This is a genomic window from Streptomyces sp. NPDC001796 (assembly GCF_042892355.1).
Classification (GTDB): domain Bacteria; phylum Actinomycetota; class Actinomycetes; order Streptomycetales; family Streptomycetaceae; genus Streptomyces.
This window is the reverse complement of sequence record NZ_JBIAUC010000010.1, coordinates 171576-196361: the sequence shown is the minus strand read 5'-3', so window position 1 is coordinate 196361 and position 24786 is coordinate 171576. Positions and strand designations below refer to the sequence as shown.

At 70.7% G+C, this 24786-nt stretch carries 21 protein-coding genes and 1 tRNA gene; 11 read left to right on the top strand and 11 right to left on the bottom strand.

From position 1 onward, the window contains the following. Positions 1-55 precede the first annotated feature (55 nt). On the top strand, positions 56-919 hold the full coding sequence (locus ACFYZE_RS21955; protein WP_388996509.1) for a phosphatidylinositol-specific phospholipase C/glycerophosphodiester phosphodiesterase family protein: 864 nt from the start codon (positions 56-58) through the stop codon (positions 917-919). A 102-nt stretch (positions 920-1021) separates the two neighbouring features. Then, positions 1022-1216, top strand: coding sequence for a hypothetical protein (locus ACFYZE_RS21950; RefSeq protein WP_388996507.1), 195 nt, complete (start codon positions 1022-1024; stop codon positions 1214-1216). A gap of 3 nt (positions 1217-1219) precedes the next feature. Here the strand turns inward: ACFYZE_RS21950 and ACFYZE_RS21945 are convergent, their stop codons facing one another. The 3 genes from ACFYZE_RS21945 to ACFYZE_RS21935 all read right to left on the bottom strand — a co-directional run bounded on the left by ACFYZE_RS21945 (position 1220) and on the right by ACFYZE_RS21935 (position 4638). Beyond that, positions 1220-2446, bottom strand: a complete 1227-nt coding sequence (locus tag ACFYZE_RS21945) for a phosphodiester glycosidase family protein (protein ID WP_388996504.1) — start codon at positions 2444-2446, stop codon at positions 1220-1222. 75 nt (positions 2447-2521) lie between these two features. After that, positions 2522-2878 carry a DUF779 domain-containing protein gene (locus tag ACFYZE_RS21940; protein WP_103839059.1) on the bottom strand — a complete coding sequence of 119 codons (357 nt, stop codon included), beginning with the start codon at positions 2876-2878 and terminating at the stop codon, positions 2522-2524. A gap of 47 nt (positions 2879-2925) precedes the next feature. Next, positions 2926-4638, bottom strand: a complete 1713-nt coding sequence (locus ACFYZE_RS21935) for a helix-turn-helix domain-containing protein (protein ID WP_388996501.1) — start codon at positions 4636-4638, stop codon at positions 2926-2928. A gap of 114 nt (positions 4639-4752) precedes the next feature. Here ACFYZE_RS21935 and ACFYZE_RS21930 point away from each other — a divergent pair, with 114 nt between their 5' ends. The 5 genes from ACFYZE_RS21930 (at position 4753) to ACFYZE_RS21910 (ending at position 9830) form a co-directional block, all read left to right on the top strand. Then, the gene (locus tag ACFYZE_RS21930; RefSeq protein ID WP_388996498.1) at positions 4753-6531 is read left to right on the top strand and encodes an FAD-dependent oxidoreductase; all 1779 of its coding nucleotides are present in this window, start codon (positions 4753-4755) and stop codon (positions 6529-6531) included. A 54-nt stretch (positions 6532-6585) separates the two neighbouring features. Continuing rightward, positions 6586-7461: an intradiol ring-cleavage dioxygenase gene (locus tag ACFYZE_RS21925; RefSeq protein ID WP_388996495.1), complete on the top strand. Its 876-nt coding sequence runs from the start codon at positions 6586-6588 to the stop codon at positions 7459-7461. Beyond that, positions 7458-8540, top strand: coding sequence for a maleylacetate reductase (locus ACFYZE_RS21920; protein WP_388996492.1), 1083 nt, complete (start codon positions 7458-7460; stop codon positions 8538-8540). Before ACFYZE_RS21925 ends, ACFYZE_RS21920 begins: the two co-directional genes overlap by 4 nt. 192 nt (positions 8541-8732) lie before the next feature. Next, entirely contained in the window at positions 8733-9647 is a 915-nt protein-coding gene (locus ACFYZE_RS21915; protein WP_388996490.1) for a YceI family protein, read from the top strand. Positions 9648-9756: 109 nt separating this feature from the next. Then, positions 9757-9830, top strand: a tRNA-Pro gene (locus ACFYZE_RS21910). 369 nt (positions 9831-10199) lie between these two features. Here ACFYZE_RS21910 and ACFYZE_RS21905 read toward each other — a convergent pair. Further along, a complete protein-coding gene (locus ACFYZE_RS21905) occupies positions 10200-10844 on the bottom strand; it encodes a dihydrofolate reductase family protein (protein ID WP_388996487.1) in 645 nt (214 codons plus the stop codon). Between the two features lie 256 nt (positions 10845-11100). Between ACFYZE_RS21905 and ACFYZE_RS21900 the strand changes: the two genes are divergently transcribed. From ACFYZE_RS21900 to ACFYZE_RS21885, 4 genes are all read left to right on the top strand, one after another. Then, positions 11101-13344 (top strand): RICIN domain-containing protein, encoded by a 2244-nt coding sequence (locus ACFYZE_RS21900; RefSeq protein ID WP_388996484.1) that lies wholly within the window; start codon positions 11101-11103, stop codon positions 13342-13344. Between the two features lie 358 nt (positions 13345-13702). Next, positions 13703-14545: a lectin gene (locus ACFYZE_RS21895; protein ID WP_388996481.1), complete on the top strand. Its 843-nt coding sequence runs from the start codon at positions 13703-13705 to the stop codon at positions 14543-14545. A 198-nt stretch (positions 14546-14743) separates the two neighbouring features. Beyond that, a complete protein-coding gene (locus ACFYZE_RS21890; protein WP_388996478.1) occupies positions 14744-15418 on the top strand; it encodes a hypothetical protein in 675 nt (224 codons plus the stop codon). Positions 15419-15765: 347 nt separating this feature from the next. After that, entirely contained in the window at positions 15766-16485 is a 720-nt protein-coding gene (locus tag ACFYZE_RS21885) for a DUF4352 domain-containing protein (protein WP_388996476.1), read from the top strand. A 353-nt stretch (positions 16486-16838) separates the two neighbouring features. Here ACFYZE_RS21885 and ACFYZE_RS21880 read toward each other — a convergent pair whose 3' ends face one another. The 7 genes from ACFYZE_RS21880 to ACFYZE_RS21850 form a co-directional block, all read right to left on the bottom strand. Further along, on the bottom strand, positions 16839-17885 hold the full coding sequence (locus tag ACFYZE_RS21880) for a carbohydrate kinase (RefSeq protein WP_388996473.1): 1047 nt from the start codon (positions 17883-17885) through the stop codon (positions 16839-16841). After that, positions 17882-18871, bottom strand: a complete 990-nt coding sequence (locus tag ACFYZE_RS21875; RefSeq protein WP_388996470.1) for a zinc-dependent alcohol dehydrogenase family protein — start codon at positions 18869-18871, stop codon at positions 17882-17884. Before ACFYZE_RS21875 ends, ACFYZE_RS21880 begins: the two co-directional genes overlap by 4 nt. Continuing rightward, positions 18868-19725, bottom strand: coding sequence for a carbohydrate ABC transporter permease (locus ACFYZE_RS21870; RefSeq protein ID WP_388996467.1), 858 nt, complete (start codon positions 19723-19725; stop codon positions 18868-18870). The genes ACFYZE_RS21875 and ACFYZE_RS21870 overlap by 4 nt, the downstream gene beginning before the upstream one ends. Next, positions 19725-20687 carry a carbohydrate ABC transporter permease gene (locus ACFYZE_RS21865; RefSeq protein ID WP_388996463.1) on the bottom strand — a complete coding sequence of 321 codons (963 nt, stop codon included), beginning with the start codon at positions 20685-20687 and terminating at the stop codon, positions 19725-19727. The genes ACFYZE_RS21870 and ACFYZE_RS21865 overlap by 1 nt, the downstream gene beginning before the upstream one ends. 85 nt (positions 20688-20772) lie before the next feature. Further along, positions 20773-22137, bottom strand: coding sequence for an ABC transporter substrate-binding protein (locus tag ACFYZE_RS21860; protein WP_388996460.1), 1365 nt, complete (start codon positions 22135-22137; stop codon positions 20773-20775). Between the two features lie 155 nt (positions 22138-22292). Beyond that, on the bottom strand, positions 22293-23054 hold the full coding sequence (locus tag ACFYZE_RS21855; protein WP_200422018.1) for a DeoR/GlpR family DNA-binding transcription regulator: 762 nt from the start codon (positions 23052-23054) through the stop codon (positions 22293-22295). A 477-nt stretch (positions 23055-23531) separates the two neighbouring features. Then, the gene (locus ACFYZE_RS21850) at positions 23532-24764 is read right to left on the bottom strand and encodes an FAD-dependent oxidoreductase (protein ID WP_388996457.1); all 1233 of its coding nucleotides are present in this window, start codon (positions 24762-24764) and stop codon (positions 23532-23534) included. Positions 24765-24786: the final 22 nt, after the last annotated feature.

The following is a 24786-nucleotide window of genomic DNA, read 5'->3' as shown; positions in this document are numbered from 1 at the left end:
CAGGGGCACCCATACTCCTTTGAAGTCCCGTACGGCACATCAAGGGAGGCAGAGCATGGCAGGCACGACCCGTCGCAGAGCCCTCACCACCCTGGGAGCCGCACTCGCCGGCTCGCTCGCCCTGCCCACCGCGCACGCCTGGGCGGGCGAGGGCAAGCGCGGCCCGCGCCCGCTGTGGCGGGCCCACGCCCACAACGACTACGAGCACCCGCGACCCCTCTTCGACGCCCTCGACCACCGCTTCGGCAGCGTGGAAGCCGACATCTACCTCGTCGGCGACCAGCTCCTCGTCGCTCACGACCCCGTCGAACTGGACCCCCGGCGCACCCTGGAATCCCTCTACCTCGACCCGCTCGCCGCCCTCGTCAAGGCGAACGACGGTGCGGTCTACCGCGGTGGGCCGAGCCCCCTGCAACTCCTCATAGACATCAAGACCGAGGGCTCCTCGACCTACCTGGAACTGGACCGCCGTCTCAGGCGCCACCGGCACCTGTTCACGACGTACGCGCACGGCCGCGTGCACCCCGGGCCGGTCACCGCGGTCATCTCCGGCGACCGTGCCGCCCGTGTCCCGATGGAGGCGCAGACCGTGCGTCACGCCTTCTACGACGGCCGCCTCGGCGACCTCGGCAGCTCTGCGCCCGCCACCTTCGTCCCACTGATCAGCGACAACTGGACCCTCAACTTCAGCTGGCAGGGGGAGGGGCCCTTCCCCGACGCCGAGCGGCAGCAGCTGCGCGACATCCTCTCCCGGGCGCACGCGCACCGGCAGAAGGTGCGCTTCTGGGCCACCCCCGACGCGGCGGGCCCGGCCCGGGACGCCCTGTGGAGCGAACTGCTGGCCGCCGGGGTCGACTTCGTCAACACGGACGACCTCGCGGGCCTCGAAGCGTTCCTCGACGCCCACGAACGGTCCTAGAACCACACGTTCGGCGGACACGTCAGCCGCCCGGATGAACCCTCCGCTACGCCACACTTGCGGCCGAAAGCCGCGAAGTGGGCGTGGCGGAGGAGGACGATGATGGCCGTTTCCATCTCAGTGGTGCTGCTGCTCCTGATCATTGCGGTGATCTTCGTGCGCAACAACGCCATGAAGATCTCGCACGCACTGGTCTGCATCCTGCTCGGCTTCTTCCTGGCCAGTACGAGCATGGCCCCGACCATCCACCAGGGGCTCGCGGCGACCGCGCAGATCGTCAGCAGCCTGCGCCCATGAGGCTCACGAACTGAACACCCCGATCCCGTCCGGGACGGGGCGTTCGGCTCCTCCGCTGGGGTGGTTGCGCACGCTCACCGCGCCCGTGTCCGACGACCGGGTGACCAGGGTCGTGGAGCCGCCGCCGTCGAGATTGAAGCCGTCCGTGGCACCCAGCATCCGCAACGTCCGGGCGACTTCCGAGACGGTCAGGCCGCTGCGATAGGCGGCCGAGCCGTCCAGGGCGAGCAGCAGCAGACGGCGGCCGCCGTCCTCGATGCCCACCGCGGTGCGCACGGCGGATGTCCTGCCGTCGAGGCCGGCCAGCGGCGTGCCGTGCCGCAGTACCGGGAAGCCGCCGACGGCGAAGCGGTACGGAACCCCGGACTCGGCCGCCACCAGCCGGTGCCGCACCTGGACCTTCTCGCCCTTGAAGAGTTTGCGCAGCTGCTGCGCCCCCGCTTCACGGCCCACCAGGACCGTGCTGCCTGCCGCGATGGGGCCGCTGCCCGGATGATCGGCCGTGGCGGCGACCCGGCCGCCCCGGATGGTCACCTCGTACGAGTCCGCGCTGCACGGCCCGCCCCGGTCGGTGTCGGTCCCGCAGATGGCGCGCAGCCGCGAGACACTGCCCCAGTCCGAGGTGTACGCCCCGATCGACCCCTCGGGCAGCGCGTACTGGTTGAGCCCGCGCAGCGGCAGTCGCTCGCCCGGTGCGGTCACGGAGCCGTCCAGGGTCAGCCGGTCGAGGCGCGCCGTACGGTCCGTGCCCACGCCGAGCACGTCCTCGGTGCTCGTGCCGGGCGGCAGGGCCGGTCCGAAGCGCTGACCGCGCGGCACGGCGGCCTTGAGCGTGTGCCCGCCCGCGACCGCCGGGCCCACGGCCGAGCCGGTCGCGGGGACCCACGGATGCTGGGTCTCGGTGATGTTGAAGAAGTCGCCGTTGATGCCCGCCACCGCACGCTGTGCGCCGACGAGTTGCGAGACGGTGGCGCGGGCGGCCACGGCACGCGGATGCAGCAGGTCGACCCGTACCCGCGGATCGCGCAGGTCCACGGTGACGAGGTGCGCGCGCGTCACCCCGTGGGCCGCGGAGATGTCGAACTCGCTGTACTGGACACCCGGCGCGATCCTCCGCGCGCCCGGCGCGGCACTGGCCGGTGCGGCCCCCGCGAGGGCGGCACCGGCCAGTGCGCTCCATGCGAGCAAAGCCGTCAGTACGGCTCTGAACCGTCTGTCGCGACGCGTCACAGCTCCCCCTGATGTCTCGTCAACTTGCGCAGGACTCGGGGGAAGTGCACCAGACGGCGGTGTCCCGCGCGGTGCTCAGGCGTCGACGACGCGGGAACGGATGAGAAAACGCACTCCTTCGGGTGCTTCCAGGGAGAAGCCGCTGCCACGGCCCGGCACCACGTCGACGATCAACCGGGTGTGGCTCCACGCCTCGTACTGGCTCCTGGACATCCAGAAACCGACCGGTTCGCCGACCCCGTCGACCTCCAGTTCCGCGAGCAGCACGTCCGAGCCGCCGGTGCGGAACTCGCCCTCCGGGTAGCACATGGGCGCGCTGCCGTCGCAGCAGCCGCCGGACTGGTGGAACATCAGCGGCCCGTGGACCTCCCGCAGCCGCCGCACCAGCTCGGCGGCCGCAGGGGTCAGCTCCACGCGCGGAATCATGTCCATGGTCACGCCACGATCCCAGCACCGGACACGTTGCAACGACGTTGCGGTCAGCCCCGGTAACCGCGCAGCTTGCGGTAGAGCGTCGCGCGGCCGATGCCGAGCGCCGCCGCCGTACGCGCCTTGTTGCCGCCGTGGCGGCGCAGTGCCTCCAGGATCGTGGTGCGCTCGGCGTGCTCCATCGGGCTGAGCGGGCGGACCGCGGGTCCGTCGCGCACGGGATCCGGCAGCTCGGCCCGGCGCACCGGCCCGGACGCCCGGCGTTGCTCCGCCAGCGCCCTCACGAGATGCGCGAGTTCGGTCACGTTCCCGGGCCACGGATACCGCTCCAGGGCGCGCAGGGCGTCCAGTGCCCAGGTCAACGGCGGCCGGCCGGGTGCGGGCCGCGGGGCCAGCGCCGGCAGCAACTCCCTTATGTCCTCGGGGCGCTCGCGCAGTGCGGGCAGGGTGACCGAACGGGCGGCCAGCGTGTCGAGGAGCCGCTGGAGACACGGGCCGGGCGGCGCACCGGGCGTGTAGGTGACCAGCAGCGGTGCCTCGGGATGCGCGTCGAGCAGGGTGTTGAGGGCGGCCACACCGGACTGGGCGAGCCGTTCGGCGTGGCGGAGCAGGAGAGGGCGGCCCTCGACCAGCTCGGCGAGCGCGCGGTCGAGTTCCCCGTTCTCCGCCGCGTCGACCACCCGTGCGGCACGCTCGCCCAGCAGCTCCCGCGCGAGCGCGGTCTTCCCCGTGCCGCGCTCACCGGTCAGCAACAGCGGCTCCCGGGAGCGGGCCAGCTCGACGGCGCGCCCGGCGGCATGGCGCCAGGGGACCGAGCAGCCGACCAGGGCGACGGCCGGGCGCGGCACCGGCGGTGGGGTATCGGCCAGCGGCTCCAGTACGGCCACGATGCCGATGACCGCGCCGTCCCGGCATACCGGAGTGATCCGCGCGGTGCACCCCGCGCCCTCGGGCAGGACGGCCTCGGCGGGCACGTGCGCCTGGTGCCGTGCCGCCACCGCTGTACGCTCCAGGGCCTGAAGGGACTCCGGCGCCAGCATGCGCTCCGCCGCCGCGCTGACCAGGCGGCTGAGGCCGTCCAGCGCGGCCACCGCGGCCTCCGGCCCGCGTGCCGCCCGCAGATAGGCGTCCAGCAGGACCCGCTCGGGGGGCCGTGCCCGGGCGAGCAGTTCGGCCTCCACCGCCGCGGCGGCCGCCTCCGCCAGCGCAGCGCCCGGATGCGGCCGGCACCCGGCGCGCAGCTGTGACGCCACGGTCACCGAGCCGAGCGTCTGCCCGGTCCATGGCGCCGACACCGGGACGCTGACCGCCGACACGTCCTGCCACCGGTCGAGGAAGTGCTCCGGCCCGTGCACCTCGGCCCGCCGCCGAGTGCGCAGGGCGAGCGCCGCGCTGTTGTGGCCGACCGCCCGTTCCGACAGATCCGGCCAGGGACCGAGCCCGGCCACGCTCCCGGCCGTCCACAGCACCCGCAGCCGCTCGTCGGTGAGGACGAGGACCGACCGTCCTCGGCCGAGCGCCGGGGCGATCCGTCCGAGCACGGGCCGGGCCGCCTCCAGCAGCGCGGACTCCACCGGACGTACCGGATCGGCGGGCGGCTCCTTCAAGTCGTGCGGCACCCCGAAGAACCTCGCGCGCCGCCAGGCGGCGACAACCTCCTCCGGCACGCCGTCGGGCAGCGGACGCCCCGACAGGAACCGCTCGCGTGCCAGACGCAGCGGGTCGAGCGCGGAGCGTGCGGGGGATTCCTCTGTGGTGGTCACAACGTCCCCACCGTAGCGGGTCGGTTGAAGATGCAACAACCGCCCCCGGTGCCACGCGGACGGCGCAATGTCTCGTAATGAGACACCCGCACGCCCTCGCGCGGACCCAAGATCATGAACGCTCGCTGTCCGCCCCCCCATCAGGAGCGCCCCGTGTCCACCGTCGTCGAGACCGACGTTCTGATCGTAGGCAGCGGCCCGGCCGGTGCCTCGGCCGCGCTCGCCCTGAGCACCTACGGCGTGCCCAACCTCGTCGTGACCCGCTACGCGAGCCTCGCCGACACGCCCCGCGCGCACATCACCAACCAGCGCACGATGGAGGTGCTGCGCGACCTCGGCGTCGAACAGGACGTCGTCCGGCAGGCCACCCCGCAGCACCTCATGGGCAACACCACCTTCTGCACCAGCCTCGCCGGGGAGGAACTGGGTCGGGTGCGCTCCTGGGGCAACGACCCGCTGGTGCAGGCCGCGCACGAACTCGCCAGCCCCACCCGTATGTGCGACATGCCGCAGCACCTCATGGAGCCGGTCCTCGTGAACGCGGCCGTCGCCCGCGGCACGCAGCTGCGCTTCCAGACCGAGTACCTCTCCCACACCCAGGACGCCGACGGCGTCACGGTCACCGTCCGCGACCGGCAGCGCGGGGACACCTATGAGATCCGCGCCAAGTACCTGATCGGCGCGGACGGCGGCCGCTCGAGGGTCGCCGAGGACGCGGGCCTGCCGATGGGCGGTCAGATGGGCGTCGCCGGCAGCATCAACATCGTCTTCGACGCCGACCTGACGAAGTACACGGCCCACCGCCCCTCGACCCTCTACTGGGTCCTCGCACCCGGAGCGACGGTCGGCGGCATCGGCGCCGGACTGGTGCGCTGCGTGCGGCCCTGGACCGAGTGGCTCATCGTCTGGGGCTACGACGTCGAGGCGGGCGCCCCCGACCTGACCACCGAGTACGCCGAGTCCGTGATCCGCAGGCTGGTCGGCGACGACGAGATACCGGTGACCGTCAAGTCGTCCTCCGCGTGGACCGTCAACGAGATGTACGCGCAGACCTACTCGAGCGGGCGTGTCTTCTGCGCCGGGGACGCCGTGCACCGCCACCCGCCGTCCAACGGCCTCGGCTCCAACACCTCCATCCAGGACTCCTACAACCTGGCCTGGAAGCTCAAGCTGGTCCTGGACGGCACGGCGAGCCCCGAGCTGCTTCAGTCCTACACCGCCGAGCGCGCCCCCGTCGGCAAGCAGATCGTCACCCGCGCCAACCGGTCCATCGGCGAGACCGCGCCCGTCTTCGAGGCGCTCGACGGGCTGTCCCCGCAGACCCCCGAGCAGCTGTGGGCCAACATCGCCGCACGCAGGGAAGCCACCGAGGCCGCCGAGAAGCAGCGCGCGAAGCTGCGCGAGGCGATCGCCTTCAAGGTGTACGAGTTCAACGCGCACGGCGTCGACCTCAACCAGCGCTACGTCTCCGACGCGATCGTCCCGGACGGCACCCCCGACCCGGGCTTCACCCGCGACCCCGAGCTGTACCACCAGCCCTCCTCCCGCCCCGGCGCCCGGCTCCCGCACGCCTGGATCACCTCCGGAACCCGCACCCTGTCCACCCTCGACACGGTCGGCAAGGGCCGCTTCACCCTGCTCACCGGCATCGGCGGCGAGTGCTGGGTGCGGGCGGCGAAGGCCCAGGAGACCGGGATCGCGACCGTGGTGATCGGTCCGGGCCAGGAGTACGAGGACCCCTACGGAGACTGGGCGCGGCTGCGCGAGATCTCCGACGCGGGCGCCCTGCTGGTGCGGCCCGACGGCTTCGTCGCGTTCCGGCACGCGTCCGCCGCCCCGGATGCCGGGGAAATGCTGTCCGAGGCGTTGCGGCGCATCCTCGGACACGCCTGAACGCGGGAGCATGGAGGGAGCGACAGACAGGTCGTGGACGACGAGGAGCACGGCATGACGATCGACAGCACCGCCGTACAGGACACGGTCACCGAGGAGGCCGTCGCCAGTATCGGCGCGACCGCCGACCCCCGGCTCCGTGAGCTGCTCACGGGCCTGATCCGCCACCTGCACGCCTTCGTGCGCGAGACGCGACTCACCCAGGAGGAGTGGGAGCAGGCCGTCGGCTTCCTGACGGCGACCGGGCAGGCCTGCACGGACACCCGTCAGGAGTTCGTCCTGCTGTCGGACGTCCTCGGCGTCTCCATGCTCGTCGAGACCCTGAACGGCCACCGCGCACCGGGCGCCACCGAGTCGACCGTCCTCGGCCCCTTCCACATGACCGAGTCCCCGGTGCGTGAACTCGGCGACGACATCGACCTGGTGGGCAGCGGCGAGCCGTGCGTGGTCAGCGGCCGGGTGCTCTCCGAGGACGGCACACCCCTGCCGGGCGCCGTCCTCGACGTGTGGCAGGCCGACGCCGACGGCCACTACGACGTGCAGCAGCCGGACCTCCGGCCCGCGGGCAACGGACGCGGGCTGTTCACCGCCGACACCGAGGGCCGCTTCTGGTTCCGCACCTGCGTACCGGCCCCGTATCCCATCCCCACCGACGGCCCGGTCGGCGCACTGCTACGGGCCAGCGGCCGGCACCCGTACCGCCCCGCACACATCCACTTCATCGCCACCGCCGACGGACACACCCCCGTCACCACGCACATCTTCGTGGCCGGCAGCGACTACCTGGACTCCGACGCCGTGTTCGCGGTCAAGAAGAGCCTGGTGCAGGACTTCACGCTCACCGACGACCCGTTCCAGGCAGGGGAGTTCGGGGTACCCAACCCGTTCCGGCAGGCCCGCTTCGACCTCGTCCTGGAGCGTGCGACATGACCTTCACCACCGACTTCACCTACGAGACGCGGCCCGTGCGGGTCGTCTTCCGGCCCGGCGCCGCCGTCACCGCGACCCCGGACGAGGCGGCGCGCCTGGGCCTGCGGCGGCTGCTCGTGATCTCCGGCAGCCGCGGCGAGCCCACCGCACGGTCGGTCGCCGCCGCCCTCGGCGACGCCTGCGCGGGACTGCACGCCGAGGCCCGTATGCACGTACCGGCCGAGATCGCCGACCGGGGCGTCGAGGCGGCGCGGGCGGCCGGGGCCGACGGGTGCGTGGCGGTCGGCGGCGGCTCCGCGATCGGCCTCGGCAAGGCGATCGCGCTGCGCACCGGGCTGCCGCTGATCGCCGTTCCGTCGACCTATTCCGGCTCCGAGATGACCCCCGTGTGGGGGTTGACCGAACACGGGGCCAAGCGCACCGGCCGCGACCCGCAGGTCCAGCCCCGCAGCGTCGTCTACGACCCGGAACTGACCCTCTCCCTGCCCGTACCGCTCACCGTGACCAGCGGCATCAACGCGCTCGCCCACGCCGTCGAGGCGCTGTACGCCCCCGACACCTCCCCGCTGGTCCAGCTGATGGCGGAGGACGGCACCCGGGCGATGGCCGAGGCGCTGCCGCTGCTCGCCGCCGACCCGGGCGACCTCGAGGCGCGCAGCCGCGCACTGTACGGGGCGTGGCTGTGCGGGGCCTGTCTCGGCTCGACCACGATGGGGCTGCACCACAAGCTGTGCCACGTGCTGGGCGGCACCTTCGGGCTGCCGCACGCGGAGACGCACACGGTGGTGCTGCCGCACGTCCTCGCCCACAACGCTCCCGCGGCCCCCGAGGCGGTGACCGCGCTGCGGCGGGCGCTCGGCGCCGAGGACGTGGCGCGCGCCCTGTGGGAACTGGGCGGACGCCTCGGCGCGCCGCGCTCCCTCGCCGAACTCGGCCTCGCGGAGCCCGACGTGACGGCGGCCGCCGCCCAGGTGGCGGCCCAGCCGTACGCCAACCCGCGCCCGGTGACGGCGGAGGGGGTGCGGGGCGTGCTGAGGGCGGCGTACGAAGGACGGCCGCCGGAGACCGCCGCGGCATAGGGGGTTGCGGCACAGGGGCTGCACGACGGCGCATGCACCCTGTCGTCTGAACTGTCTCGTAATGAGACACCCGCGGCGACGCGATCCGACCCAAGATCGAGAAGGGGGGGGACCGCATGCAGGCGCGGCCGCTTCGGCGTGGCCCGAGCCGCCGCTCGCACGGCTGCGCCACCGTGAAGAAAGGTGAACATCATGGCCCTCTCACTGCTCCGGCGTCGGCGCCCCTGGGGCGCCTCGGCCGAGGCGGCGGGCCTCTCGCTCCCCCTCCCGCCCGGCGCGGGTGCCGTCGCACGGGAGATCGTCGACCCGATGGGCTCGCCGATGGGGTCCGCGGACGTCACCGTCACCGCTCTGGACACGCACCGCGTCGCGGCCCGTGGCACGACCGACCCGTACGGCTTCTTCCTCGCCGCGCTGCCGCCGGGCCACTACAGCCTGCTGGTCGCTGCGGAGGGCCTCAGGCCGCACCGCGAGACCGTCGAGATCGTGGCGGGGACGGCGGCGCGCACCGAGCGGATCTGGCTGCAGCCGGCCGAGGCCCAGCAGCTGCCGATGCCGGGCGCCTGGCTCTTCGACCCGCCGCACACGGCGATCCGCTTCATCGCCAAGCACGTCGGCATGGCCAACGTCCACGGCCGCTTCGAACGCTTCGACGGCGGTATCCAGATCGCCCAGGACATGACGCAGTCACGCGTCCACGTCCGGATCGACGCCTCCAGCATCAACACCGGCAACACCACCCGCGACAACCATCTGCGGTCCGGCGACTTCCTGGACGTCGAGCGCTTCCCGTACATCGACTTCACCAGCACGCGCTTCGCGTACCGGGGCGGCAGCAAGTGGACGCTGCAGGGTTCCCTCACCATGCACGGCGTGAGCCGCTCGGTCGCGCTGGACACGACGTACCTGGGCATGGTGAACGGCGGGTACGGCGAGGAACTGCGCTGCGCGGCCCTGGCCAAGGCGGAGCTGCACCGTGAGGACTTCACCCTGAACTGGCGCTCGATGCTGGCCCGGGGCATCGCGGTGGTCGGCCCCACGGTGCAGCTGGAGCTGGACGTCCAGGCGATGTACCGCACCCACGACACGCCGACACCGCCGGAGTAGGGCGCCACGGGCGGCGGCCGGCAGCCGGCGCCGACTGCCGGATGAGGGCCCCTCAGGCCAGTGCGGTAGGGTTTACCTGCGCACTCCCGCGGAACGAGCGGAAGCGCGACGGGACGTGGCGCAGCTTGGTAGCGCACTTGACTGGGGGTCAAGGGGTCGCAGGTTCAAATCCTGTCGTCCCGACGGTGAAGTCGGATGCTTCCGCAGGTCAGAGGCTCTCTTCGGAGGGCCCCTGACGTATGAGCGGGAGCGATCCGGGAGTCGGCGGCAGCGAGCGCGAACCGATGCCATACGTTGTCGAACGCCGCCTCTTCGATGTTCCGCCGCTACCGCCGGCCGCGAACTCCGTCAGCGCGTCGCCGACGGTGGCCAGTACGGTCACGACCGCTCCGTCCAGGCCCTCGAAGTCCTCGGCCGGCTCGGCCACGTGCTCGGCATTCCGCTGCGCCCCTGCGTGACCGGGCGCTCGATGACGCATCCGCGGCGAGAAGGGCGTCCGCCGGGGCGGACGCCCCCTCGCAGTCGCAGCCTGAACCCGAGCGGGCCCTCGCGTCACCTACGCCAGAACAGGTGGTGCATCACGCCGCTCGGGCTGAGCACGACCTCCAGATGGAACCGGTCGAGCAGTTCATCGGGGGACTCCCACAGTGGTAGTCCGGACCCGAGCTTCACCGGCGAGACGGCCACATGCATGGTGTCGACGAGGTCAGCATCGAGGAACTGCCGGATGGTGGTGACCCCGCCGCCGAGTCGGACGTCCTTGCCCTGTGCCGCTTCCCGCGCCCGTTCGAGGACCGTGGCCGGGTCGCCGTCGACGAAGTGGAACGTGGTGTCGGAGAGCGTGAACGACGGACGCTTGTGGTGGGTCATGACGAACACCGGCGTGCGGAACGGAGGCTCCTCCCCCCACCAGCCGCGCCACTCATGGTCCTGCCAGGGCCCGCGCTGAGGCCCGAACTTGTTGCGGCCCATGATCTCGGCACCGATGTTGCGAGCGAAGTCTCGCGTGAAGTAGTCGTCGAGGCCCCGGTTCCCCCCAGGATCCGTGCGCATGGGCCAGCTCGCCGTGGCTCCGGCCCAGGCGAACAACGTCTCGGGATGGTCGTGGCCGAACGGCCGCTCGAGACTCTGGTGCTCACCGGCACCGATTCCGTCACTCGAGACGTTGAAGTTCATGACTCTCAGCAGTTGATCCATGTGTTCCCTCGTCCCGGCATGGTGTGGCGGAGCGCCGCACATCATGACGTCGAACGGGACGTGTCCGGATCGACAGCAGCCCAGAAGCCGCCCAGTAACTGCGATGGCAATAAGGACAGTTGAGACTTATCTCCTCCCGCGCCCCCTTCCCGTCGCATAATTCACGACTTAACTTTTCGTTTGTATTGACGGCCGGTCGGGCGCCGCCTAACGTCCGATCAACATCGCGCCCCCCAACGCGACCCAGGAGATACGTGTGACCGACGTTCTCGCCGTGCTCGTCCGCGCCCCCCGGTACCGCAGACGCACTGCCGCCTTCACGACCGCCGTCCTGCTGCCGGCCGCCGCCGGTATCGCGCTGGCCTCCGCACCGAGTGCCGGCGCCGCGACCATCCCCACCACTGCGACCACCGTCGTCAACGCAGGCAGCGGCAAGTGCGTTGACGCGCGTGCCGCTGCCACCGGCAACGGCACCGCCGTGCAGCAGTACACCTGCAACGGCACAGGCGCCCAGTCCTGGCAGTTCACCGCGACCGACAGCGGCTACTACCGGATCGGCGCGGCCTCCGCGCCCGATCAGGTCTGGGACGAGACCGGCGTATCCACGGCCGACGGCGCGCCGACCCAGCTGTGGCTCTACGGGGGCGGCGCCAACCAGCAGTGGCTGCCGGTCGCGGAGGCCTCCGGGACGTACCACTTCGTCAACCGCAACAGCGGCAAGTGCCTCGACGTGCCGTCGGCGTCCACCGCCGACGGCGTCCAGTTGCAGCAGTACACCTGCAATGGCACCGCCGCCCAGTCCTTCACGCTCTCCGGCGGTGTCACCCCGCCGCCCAACACACCGGACTTCGGCCCCAACGTCACGGTGTTCGATCCGTCGATGCCGATGTCCACCATCCAGTCGGAGATCAACTCGGTCTACAGCACCCAGCGGACCAACGAGTTCGGCACCCAGCGCAACGCGCTGCTGTTCACCCCCGGCACCTACAACGTCGACATACCCGTCGGCTACTACACCCAGGTCTCCGGTCTCGGCCTGTCACCGGACCAGGTGTCGATCACGGGCGGCGGCGTGCACGTCGAGGGTCACACCAGCGACGGCAACGCCACCCAGAACTTCTGGCGCGACGTCGAGAACATGTCGGTGAGCCCGAGTTCGGGAAGCACCATGTGGGCCGTCTCGCAGGCCGACCCGTTCCGGCGGATGGACGTCCACGGCAGCATGAAGCTGTGGGACGACACCCATGGCACGACCACCAACTGGTCCAGCGGCGGCTACATCGGCAACTCCCGCATCTCGGGCCAGATCAACTCCGGGACCCAGCAACAGTTCCTGACCCAGGACACCGCCATGGACGGCGGCTGGACCGGGCACAACTGGAACATGGTCTTCGTCGGCGACACGGGCGCCCCTGCGACCAGCTTCCCCAATCCGCAGTACACCACCGTCGCCCAGAGCCCGGTGATGCGCGAGAAGCCGTTCATCTACGTCGACGGCTCGGGCAACTGGCAGGTGTTCGTCCCGTCGGTGCGCACGAATGTGCAGGGCCCGGACTGGGTCAACGGGACGGCCCCGGGCACCTCGCTGCCGATCAGCCAGTTCTACATCGTCAAGCCGGGTGACACCGCGACGACGATCAACAACGCGCTCGCCGCGGGCAAGAACCTGATCGTCACTCCGGGCGTCTACCACCTGTCCGCCCCGCTGAACATCACCCGGCCCGACACGGTGGTGCTGGGGCTGGGCCTGGCCACCCTCGTGCCGGACAACGGCGTCACCGCGATCACGACCGCCGATGTCGACGGCATCGACATCGCCGGGCTGCTGATCAGCGCGAACACCACCAACTCCAACACGCTGATGCAGGTCGGGCCGGCAGGCTCGACCGCCGCTCACACCGCCGACCCCATCGTGCTGCACGACGTGTTCTTCCGCATCGGCGGCGACATCGCCGGCAAGGCCACCCGGACACTGGTGATCAACAGCAACGACGTCATCGGCGACGACCTGTGGCTGTGGCGGGCGGACCACACCAACGGCGTCGGCTGGACGACCAACCCGGCCGTCAACGGACTGATCGTCAACGGCAACAACGTCACCGTGTACGGCCTGGCCGTGGAGCACTACCAGAAGTACCAGACCACCTGGAACGGCAACGGCGGCCGCACGTACTTCTACCAGAGCGAGACCCCCTACGACGTCCCCGATCAGTCCAGCTGGACCACCAGCGGAGGCGATCTCGGCTACGCCTCGTACAAGGTCGCCAACTCGGTCACCTCCCACGAGGCCTGGGGCGTGGGGGTCTACGCCTACCTCCGCGACAACCCCTCCGTGGTACTGGGCCATGCCATCGAGGTGCCCACCACGCCCACGGTGAAGTTCCACAGCATGGTCACCACGGTTCTGGGTGGCGCCGGCACCATCAATCACATCATCGACAACACCGGCAACCAGGTCACTGCCGGGAACAACGTGGCGTACCTGGTCAACTACCCCTGATTCCGGCGCAGACCATGTGACACACGGGGGCAGAGGTGCCGCCCCGCCCGGCGGCGGCCCCTCTGCCGTCGCCCGGGCTCACCCAAGGCCGACCGGTCGGGTCGGGCGGTCGCACACTCCAGCAGTGGACCCTGTTCACCGGCTTTGTCGCTGACGCCGGCACATGCGGTGCCGACCGCCGTCTGATCCGGCGATCGGAAGACCACCGGTATCGGCACCCGACCAAGCCGGCAGGTCGTGGACCGGTCAACCCTGCACGGTGAAACGGCGACGCGCGCCGTGCTGCGCCAACGCGCACCCCTCAGAGTGAAGCAGCGCCCCCGCTCACCGACATCTCCCACATGCTCGGAAGGATCCTGTGAACACCCGATCCCTGCTTTCACGCCGCCTGCTTGCCGGTGCGTTCGCCGCTGCGGCGGCCTTCGCCGGCTTCGTTGCAGCACCCACGTCGCCGGCCGCTGCGGCGGCACCCGCCGACGCCCACAAGGCAACGTCTGCGGACGCCACCTGCTGGGCCACGCACTACGGCTCCGAGATACCGCCCGGCTCCTTCACCTCCAGCGGCGAGGTCTTCGACCGCAACGCGCTGACCGCCGCGACGTCCCTCAGCCGCAATCCGCAGCTGCCGTTCGGAACCCTGGTCAAGGTGACCAATGTGGCCAACGGCGCATCCGTCACCGTTCGCATAAACGATCGGGGCACCTTCACCTCGCCGGTGTGCCTCGACCTCACCGACGGCGCGTTCAGCCGTCTCGCGGCACTCTCGCCCGATCCCGGCCACATCGTGGTGACCGAGCAGATCGTCTCCTCCTCCGGCACCTCCGGCCCCATCCGCGGCATCGACGGCAAATGCGTCGACGTGGCGGGTGCGAACACCGCCGACGGCACCGCGGTGCAGCTGTACGACTGCAACGGCACAGGTGCCCAGCACTGGACCCTTTCCGGTGACGGGACCGTCCGAGCCCTTGGGAAATGCCTTGATGTGTCCGGCGGGTCGACCGCCGACGGCGCAAAGACCCAGTTGTGGGACTGCAACGGCACGGGCGCCCAGCGGTGGCAGCACCAGGCCGACGGCGAGCTGGTCAACCCGCAGTCCGGCAAGTGCCTCGACGCGATCGGCAACAGCTCTGCCAACGGCACGCGTCTGCAGATCTGGGGCTGCGCAGGCACACCGAACCAGCGGTGGTCACTGCCGTCGTAGGCACGGCTTCGGCTCGCTGCCGTCGGCCGCAATGCTCCCTCGGCGCTTGTGGGACGCCTCGAACTCTGCGATCCCGGTGCGGACGTTGGAATGGGCGTTCGAGTTGCTCCGGCTCTCAACTTTTTTCCATGGTCCGTGCAACCATACGGTTCCTTCACATGTCCTGCACATGTAACACCAATGAACCCAGAGGGGACCATGAGCCGCAGAGCACTCGCCTCCACCGCCGTCATCATCGCCGTCCTCGGCGTCGGCACCGCCTGCCAGCCCACCAAGACGACCAGCGGTGGCGGCAGCGCCGCCACCGCTGCGGCCGCCACCGCTACAGCCGCCACCGCTACAGCCGCCACCGCTGCAGCCGCCGGCAGCAGCGGCGTCGGCACGACCGCCGCCCGGAAGGCCGTGCCCAATTTCGTCGGCATGGGCCTCCAGTCCGCCCAGGACACGGCCCAGTCCACCGGGTTCTACGCGCTCAAGTCGCACGACTCCCTCGGTCGAGGCCGGCACCAGATCCTCGACCGCGACTGGAAGGTCTGCTCCCAGAACGTGAAGGCGGGCAGCGCAGCGGCCACCAGCACGGAGCTGGACTTCGGCGCGGTAAAGCTCGCCGAAACCTGCCCCGCCCACGACCAGGCGCCGCCGTCGGCCGCGGGCGGGAAGATGCCGGACTTCCGCGGCAAGAGCGTGAAGGCCGCCCGGGATGCGCTCGACTCGAGCACGTCGATCACGGTGAAGGACGCGTCCGGGCAGGACCGGATGGTGCTCGTCGAGTCGAACTGGCAGGTGTGCAGCCAGAACCCCGCCGCTGACGCGGCGTTGAGGGGGCAGCCGGTGGAGTTCGCCGCGGTGAAGTTCGGTGAGAGCTGCCCGTAGCCGCCCCGTAGTCGCCCGGATGTGCGTGTGTCCCAGAGTCGCCGTTCGCCCCTGAGGTATCCCTGACGCGGTTTCGCCGTGGCCCGCCGCAGCGGGTGCGCCTACGCGCGGGAGGTGGCTGTCCGGCGGGCGCAGCTGCGTGGACGCGGCTCTTTCACCGGAGGAACTGGCGGTCGTGCTCGCCGGGTGACGCCGGATGGAGTGCGGGAGCGGACGTACTGCGTGAGGGCGGACGCAAGTTCGGCGACGCAGGTTGCTTCCACCCCTCCACTTTTTTACGTGAATCGTGCAACCATACTGATCCTTTGCGTGTCCATCACACGTACAACACGAGCCATGGGGGGACCATGAGTCAGCAGCAGTACCCGCAGCAGCAGCCCGGCTGGGGTGGCCCGCAGCAGCCTGGCTACGGCACGCCGCCGCCGTTCCAGCCGCAGCCGCCGAAGAAGTCCAGCGCAGGCAAGGTGATCGGCTTCGGCTGTCTCGGCTTGGTCGCCGTAGCCGTCGTCATCGGCATCATCGCCGCGGTCGCCGGCAGCGGCGGCGGCAGCACCGTCACGGACAAGCCGCAGGCGAAGACCTCCGCCACCGCAGGCGCGGGCGGCAGTCAGCAGAAGGCCACGGAGAAGCCGGCCGCGAAGAAGCCTGACGTGGCGCAGGTCGGCGACACCATCACGGTGAAGGGGACGCAGGACGGCAGCCAACTCGACGTGACCGTCGTCAAGATGGTCGACCCCGCCAAGTCCAGCGACGACTTCATGACCCCCGATCCCGGGAAGCGGTACGTCGGCGTGCAGTTCCGGCTCGTCAACACCGGTAGCGCCGCCTACAGCGACAGCCCGTCCAACGGCGCCCAGGTCGCCGACGGGCAGGGGCAGCAGTTCGAGTCGACGTTGGCCGACATCACCGCCGGGCCGTCCATGTCCGCCGATGTGAAGCTCAAGCCGGGCGCGAAGGCGCTGGGTTGGATCGTGTTCGAGGTCCCCAAGGGCTCGAAGGTGGCGACGGTCCAGTTCACTATGGACTCGGGATTCGCGAATCAGACCGGGGAATGGAAGCTGTCCTGACCCGGCGCTGAGTCCGGCCCGGTCGTTCCTGTGGAGCGACCGGGCCTCCGTCATACGGGGCGCGCCGCCGCCTTCACGGTGTTCGGCACCGTGTGCCGCGCCTCCCGTACCGCGCCACGGGCCCGTCGAAGAGGCGGACGCCGGCATCTCCGCGACGACGATCGGCCGCCGAGGGGGGCAGGATCGTCAGCCGTTCACCGCGGCCGGCCAGGTCCGCCTCCGGCAATGGCAGCGGCAACGGCTACTCGTTGTCCACCGGCAACCAGTTCCGCGCCGAGCAGCAGATGCACGATTGCACAGCTCGTCCGTCCCGCTCCGGCCACGCCGGAGCGGGACGGACGGCCATCGTCGGCTCACACCATCAGTTCTGCCGCTGTGGGCGGGTCCGCTCCCTCACGGGCGCACGTGAGAGCGGCCGTTCGGGCGGCGACCGCCAGCGCGTCGCCGAGCACCGCGGGCAGTCGGTCGGTGTCCGTCGCCGCGTGCAGTGCCGCGCGTGCGGTCGCCGCCTCGGCTCCGGGGCCGCCGCCCAGCAGCCCGGCGTGCAGCAGTCGGCTGGTCAGGCCGGCCATGAACGCGTCGCCCGCCCCCACGGTGTCCATGACCTGGACGGGCACCGGCGCGATGTCCTGGCAGCCGTGTCGCCACCAGGCCCGGGCGCCGTTCGCTCCCAGGGTGAGGACGACCAGCGCCGGGCCGTTCCGTGCCCAGCGGGCCGCCGTCCTGTCGGGGTTCTCGCCCGGGTGGAGCCAGACCAGGTCCTCTTCGCTCGCCTTCACCACGTCGCTGAGGACGACGAGTTGTTCCACCCGTTCACGCTCCTGCGCCGCGGGGCGGAGCAGCGCGGGCCTCAGGTTGGGGTCGTAGGAGACGGTGGCCGAGGCCCGCAGGGCGTGCAGGATGCCGAAGACCTGGTCGGCTCCCGGACTCAGGGCGGTGGCGATGGATCCGGTGTGGACGTGCGCCGGCGGCCCCTCGCGCAGCGCTTCCTCGACGGCCGCCGACAGCGCCCAGGTGATGTCGAAGGTGTAGTTCGCGGCGCCCGCAGCATCGAGTACGGCGGTCGCCGTGGAGGTGGCGGCCTCGACCACGGATCCCGGTACCAGGCCGACACCGCCGGACTCCAGGTGCTGTCGGACCAGGCTGCCGAAGTGGTCGTGTCCCACGCGGGTGGCGAGCCGTACCGGGTGGCCGAGCCTGCCCAGCCCCAGCGCGACGTTGGCGGGGCTGCCACCGGGGTGGCTGCGGCACGGGCCGTCGGGACCGGCGATGATGTCCACCAGGGCTTCGCCGATGACGAGCGCCGGGAGTCCGGGGGCTGCCGTGTCCCCGCCGGCCAGGGCCCCGGACGTCGGCTCGGTGCGGGCTCGACCGGGGCGGGGTCCGGTACTCCCGGTCACGGCAGCACCTGGATCTTGCGGCCCTTCCCGGCCTGGAACTGCCGCAGGGCCTCGGCGTAGTCCGTCAGCGGCAGCCGGTCGCTGATGAAGATCTCCGGATCGAGGACTCCACCGGCGAACAGTTCGGCGGCGCGCTCGTAGCTGTGCAGGACGGCCATCGATCCGGTGATGGTGATCTCCTCGTTGTAGATGCGGTAGGGGTCGATGGTGGCTCGGGTCGCGTAGTCGGCGACGCCGAACTGGAGGTACGTACCCCCCTTGCCGACCCGGCCCAGGGCGTCCTGGATGGCGTGGGCGTTGCCGGTGGCGTCGATGACCACGTCCCAGCCGCGGGGGCGCACGAGGGCGTCGGCGGTGGTCACCGCGTTGCTGCAGCCGAGCGTGCGGGCGGTGGCGAGCCGGTCCTCGTTGAGGTCGACCATGTCGACGGTGGCCGCGCCGGTGCGCTTGGCGAGTTCCAGCATCATCAGGCCCATCGTGCCCGAGCCGTAGATCAGCACGTTGCTGGCGAGTGTGGAGCGCAGGATGTCGTATCCGCGTACCGCGCAGGACAGCGGCTCGATGAGGGCGGCGTCCTCGGTGCGGACGTGCTCGGGGAGCCTGACGCAGTTGGCGGCCGGGGCGACCGTGTACTGTGCCGCGCCGCCGGGGACGGTGACACCGATGGCGTTGAAGCGTTCGCACAGGTTGCCGCGCCCGATACGGCAGTAGTGGCACTCGTGGCAGTGCAACGAGGGGTCGACGGCCACCCGGTCGCCGACCTTGAGGTCGCGTACCCCGGAGCCCAGCGCGACGACCTCGCCGGCGAACTCGTGCCCGGGAATGATGGGCAGGGTGGGGGCGAACTCGCCCTGGAGGATGTGGAGATCGGTGCCGCACAGGCCGCAGGCCGAGACCTCGATCACCACCTGCCCGGGGCCCGGCGTGGGGTCGTCGACGGTCTCGACGCCGACCTGGCCGGGCGAGCTGATGACGGCGGCTTTCACTTGACTGCTCCAAGGGACAGGCCCTGGACAAGCTTGTCCTGGGCGGCGAATCCGGCGATGAGAACCGGCAGGGAGATGCAGACGGCGGCGGCGCACACCTTGGCCAGGAAGAGGCCCTGGCTGGTGACGAAGCCGGTGAGGAACACGGGAGCGGTGCCGGCCACGACGCCGGTGAGCACACGTGCGAAGAGCAGTTCGTTCCAGCTGAAGATGAAGCAGATCAGCGAGGTGGCGGCGATGCCGGGGGCGACGACCGGAGCGACGATCCGGGCGAGGACGGTGGGCAGTCCGGCGCCGTCGATGGAGGCGGCCTCCAGGATCTCGACGGGGACCTCGGCGAGGAACGAACGCATCATCCACACCGCGATCGGAAGGTTCATCGAGGTGTAGAGGATGACCAGCAGCGCGACGTTGTCGAGCAGGCCGCTGTTCTGGGCGATCAGGTAGATCGGCAGCAGTCCGGCCACCGCGGGCAGCATCTTGGTGGACAGGAAGAAGAACATCGCGTCCGTCCACTTGCGGACCGGCTTGATGGACAGGGCGTAGGCGGCCGGGATGGACAGCACCAGCACCAGGAGCGTCGACATGAGGCTCGCCGAGAAGGAGTTGATCAGCGGCGGCCAGGGGGAGACGCCGGTGCTCGCGCCGAAGAACTCCCGGTAGCCCTGGAGGGTCAGCGGCGCCCCCAGGCTCGGTGGGTTGGTGGCGGCGTCGGATTCGCTGTGCAGCGAGGTGAGCACCATCCAGGCGACCGGGAGGAAGAATGCGACTCCGCAGAGCCAGGCCAGCAGGCCGAGCGCTCCGCTCCGGCGACGCGACGCAAGGCTCCCGGGGGTGGCGATGGTCGCGGCCATCAGCGGGTCTCCTCTCGGAGCAGGGACGAGACGGTACGAAGCGCGAAGCTGCCTACGAGGAGGGAGCAGAGGACGACGATGACGCCTTCCGCTGAGGCCTGCCCGTAGTCGTGCGCCTGGTAGAAGGTCTCGTAGACGGTGTAGGGCAGGTTGGCGGTGCCCAGGCCGCCGCCGGTGAGCGTGAAGACGGCGTCGAAGTTCTGCACCACGTAGATGCTGCCGAGCAGTGCGGCCAGCTCCAGATAGCGGCGCAGGTGCGGGAAGGTGAGGTAGCGGAAGACCTGCCAGGTGGTCGCTCCGTCCACGCGGGCCGCCTCGACGGCGTCCATGGGGCGGCTCTGCAGTCCGGCCAGCAGGATCAGCATCATGAAGGGCGTCCACTGCCAGATCAGCGATGCCTCCACGGACATCAGCGGCAGCGAGGACAGCCAGTCGGGCTGCGGCGCGGTGTCGCTGCCGAACATGCTCCACAGCCAGGTCAGCGATCCGTTGATCAGCCCGTAGGTGGCGTTGTACAGCGCGTGCTTCCACAGCAGCGCGGAGGCCACGGGCACGACGAGGAACGGTGTGATCAGCATGGTGCGGACGATGCCGCGGCCGCGGAACCGGCGGTCCAGAAGCAGAGCCAGCCCGAGGCCCAGAACCAGGCTGACCAGCACCACGGTGACCGTCAGCGCCACGGTCGTCAGCAGGGAGGAACGCAGCTGCGGGTCGGTGACCGCGTCCTTGTAGTTCTGCAGGCCCGCGAAGGCCCGGTTACCGGGGTCGAGGGCGTTCCAGCGCATGAACGAAATCGCCACGGTGCCGACGAACGGCAGCTGGGTGACCACGATCATGAAGATCAGGGCCGGGAGCAGCGGGGCCCGCCGGGCCCATGCCCCGCGGGATCGCCGTGGTGGTGCCGCCTGCCCGGCGGTCTGCGGCGCTCGGGCACGCCTGGTGAGCGAGTGAGTGAGGGTCATCGGTGTGTCTCCGCTGTGCCCCCGTCCCCCGGTCCCGCGAGGGCGGGACCGGGAGTGCGGGAACGTCGGGTGGAACGGGGAGCGATCACTTGTCGGCGTACTTGGCGGCGACCTTCTCGGCGAGCGCCTGGCCGGCCTTCAGTGCCTGATCGACACTGGTCTTGCCCGCGATGGCGGAGCTGATCTGCTGGGAGACCTGCGTGCCCAGGTCGGTGAACTCGGGGATGCCGACGAACTGGATGCCGGGGGCGGGCCGGGGCTGCACGCCCGGGTTGTTCGGGTCGGCGGACTTCAGCGCGTTCGCGGTGGCATCGGCGAAGGCCGACGCCGCGGCGACGTACTGCGGGTTGGTGTAGGTGGAGGTCCGCTTGCCCGCGGGGACGCGGGACCAGCCGAGCTTCTTGCCCACCAGGTCCTCGTACTGCTTGCTGGACGCCCACGAGATGAACTTCCAGGCGTCGTCCTGGTGCTTGCTCGCCTTCTGCAGGCCCCAGGCCCAGGTGTAGAGCCAGCCCGAGCTCTTGGTCTGGTCCACCGGTGCGGGTGCGTAGCCCATCTTGCCGGCCACCGGCGACCCACTGGCTTCGAGCGACCCGGCCGCGGAGGTCGCGTCGTACCACATGGCGACCTTGCTCTGCTCCATGTTGTTGAGGCACTCGGCGAACCCGGACTGCGGGGCGCCGGCCTCACCGTGGGCGCGCACGAGGTCGACGTAGAACTTGGTCGCCTTGGTGAAGGCGGGGCTGTCGACCTGGGCCTTCCAGTCCTTGTCGAACCAGGTGCCGCCCATGGTGTTGACCACCGTTGTCAGCGGAGCCATCACCTCACCCCACCCGGGAAGACCGCGCAGGCAGATGCCCTTCATCCCGGGCCTGGCGCCGTCGGCCTTGGCGGCCAGGGCGGCCACCTGCTGCCAGGTGGGGTTGGCCGGCATCGTCAGCCCCTTCTCCTTGAAGACGTCCTTGCGGTACATCAGGAAGGACGACTCGCCGTAGAACGGCTCGGCGTATATCTGGCCGGACGCCGTCAGGGACTGCTGCATGGCGGGCAGGATGTCGCTCTGGTCGAAGGCGGTGTCCTTCTTCGCGTACGAGGTCAGCGGGGCGAGCCAGCCGTTCTTGGCGTAGATCGGCGTCTCGTAGTTGCTGATCGTCGCCACGTCGTACTGGCCGGCCTGGCTGGAGAAGTCCTGGGTGATCTTGTCGCGGACGTCGTTCTCCGGCAGCACCGTGAAGTTGACCTTGATGCCGGTCTCCTTGGTGAAGTTGGCCGCCGTGAGCTTCTGCAGGTCCGCCATCTGCGGGTTGTTCACCATCAGCACGTTGATGGAGTGGGAGCCGGAGCCGCCTCCGGCGCCACCCGCGCCCGCACAGGCCGTGAGCAGTGCGCCGCACATGGCCAGCGCGCCGAGCGGTACAGCGCGCCGCAGAACAGTCGGTCTCGAAATCATGATCGTCCCTTTCATGAAATGTCGGGTGTGTGCAGCGGAGGGCGAGGGGGGATGTGGGATCGGGCAGACGGTGGTGTTCGACTGTGCAGGCAGGGAGGTGCCGTCGGCGCGGCTCCGGCGGAGTCGTCCCTGGCGGTAGGGGGCGGGCTGAGCGGTCAGACCCGGTGGACGCGGGGGCCCATCAGTGAGTAGCGGTGCGCCTCGGCGCTGGACAGTCCCATGTCGGTGACGATGGCTTCGAAGTCGCCCACGCCGGCGAAGCGGCAGAAGCTGCTCGCGCCGAACTTGCTGTGGTGCCCCATGAACACACGTCGGCGCGACACGGCCAGCGCCTTGGCCTTGACGTCGGCGACCACCGGATCGGGAGTGGTCAGGCCGAGCTCCCGGGAGATCCCGTTCGACCCGAGGAAGGCCAGGTCGATCACGAATCTCTCGAGCATGGCGCAGGCCCATGAGCCCACCGTGGCCAGGGTCCGGGCCCGGACACGGCCTCCGAGGAGCAACACGGTGACCTGCGGAGAGTCCACGATCGCGGCTGCGGTGGACAGCGATGCGGTGACCACGGTCAGGGGCCGGTCGCCGGGGAGCAGTGCGGCGAGGAGCTGGGGGGTGTAGCCCTCGTCCACGAACACGGTCTCCGCGTCACCGAGGAGCTTGACCGCCTCCGCGGCGATCCGGCGCTTGTCCTTGACGTGCAGGGTCTCTCGTTCGGGGAGGCCCGTCTCGAAGCCCGCGCCCTCGACGGGATAGGCGCCGCCGTAGGTGCGGCGGAGCAGGCCCCTGCGTTCCAGGACGCTGAGGTCGCGACGGATGGTCTCCGGTGCGACAGCAAGGTCGACGGCCGTGGTGGTGACCTCGACTCGTCCATGGTGACGAGCGAGCGCGAGAATCCGGCTCTGACGCTCTTCGGCGTTCATCGCACTCACCTCGCCTTCCGTACCCGGTCCGGGCACGGCGTGCCCGGTCTTGCCGCACATTTATACCAACCAACTTTTGGCGCAAAGTGGCCCACAGTGGGCCTGAAATCGCCCGATGATGCCTGATGGGATTACGTGAACCCGCAGGTCACAGCGGCGCCGTTCGTTTTGTCCCATCCAGCGTTGCCCGTGTGGACCGCCTGCAGTGCCCGGTTCGGGCGGACAGCGGACTGTGACCGACGTCATCACTGTCCGTGCTCACCCGGGCCGGGAGGCCCGGCCCGCATGATTCGGCAGGTCTGATCGGTCCTCTGAACGATGCCGGATGCGTCGCCGGCCGGGCCGCGAAGCTATAGGAGCAGCGCAGTGGGCCTCAATCACGGTGGGCCGCTTGGTCTGAAGGGCGGCGGTTTCATCGCCGCTGGGCTGGAGTCAGAAGAGGGCGGAGAAGAGCTTCGACGGAGAACGAACCGACCCTCAGCGAACCGCCGCAGCAGGCGGTCGCTCGCGCACGGCGCCGTAGGCGAGGAAGTACGCCGGCACCCGACTCAGCCACCGCGAGGTGGTGAGCAGGCCGGCCATACGCTGTGCCCGCCCGGGGTTCCCGAAGGGCGGGCGGCCCGCCAGCAGCGGTTCGATGACCCGGGCATGGGCGGTCCGCTGCAGCGCCTGGGTCGCGGCCGCGGTGGGCCGACGGCGGCGCTGCACGGCGCGTACGTCACGCAGGCCGAGCGTGCCCGCGCGCAGCGGCTCGACGAGGTGCCGCGCGGCCGCCACGGCGTCCTCCACGGCCAGGTTGATGCCGATGCCGAAGACCGGTGACATCGCGTGCGCCGCGTCGCCGATGCACAGCAGACCCGGGCGGTGCCAGCGCCTCAGGCGGTCCAGGCGTACGTCGAGCAGCTTCACCTGGTCCCATGACCGCAGGGTGTGCACACGGTCGGCGAGCCAGGGGACGGCGGCCGTGAAGTCGGCCGTGAACCGCTCCAGGCCGGCCGCACGGCGTCGGCCATCGGATCCCTTGGGGATCAGCACGGCGCACTGCCAGTAGTCCCCACGGTCGATCATGGCCGTGAGGAGCCGGTCGCCGACGCCTCCCACGAGCCCCTGCGGATCCTCCTGCCGCCGCGGCAGCCGGAACCACCAGGCGTCCATGGGGCAGGGGAACTGCCGCAGCCGCAGTTCGGGCAGTGCCCTGGCCAGCGAGCCCCGGCCGTCGCAGGCGACGGTGAGGGCGGCCCGCAGCTCACCGGTACGGCCGTCGGACGTGCGGTACCGCACCCCCGTGACCCTTCCGCGCTCCACCAGGAAGGACGTCGCCTCCGTGTTCATCCGCAGGGAGAACGACGGCTCCCGCCGGGCCTCGTCCGCCAGGAGGTCGAGCAGGTCCCACTGCGGCACCATGGCGATGTAGTTGTACGTGCCCCTCAGCGCGCCGATGTCTCCGACGGTGACCAGTGAACCGTCCGGGCCGATCGGCAACTGAACGGTCCTCACCCGCCGTTGCGGCAGCCGGGCGAACCGCTCGGCGAGCCCCAACTCGTCCAGCAGGGCCAGGGTCGAGGGATGCACGGTGTCACCGCGGAAGTCGCGCAGGAAGTCGCCGTGCCTCTCCAGGACGGTGACCTCCACGCCGGACCGGGCCAGCAGCAGGGCGAGGACCATTCCGGCGGGGCCGCCACCCACCACGCAGCACGTGGTCCGCTCCATCAGATCCTCCGCTTCGGCGTGA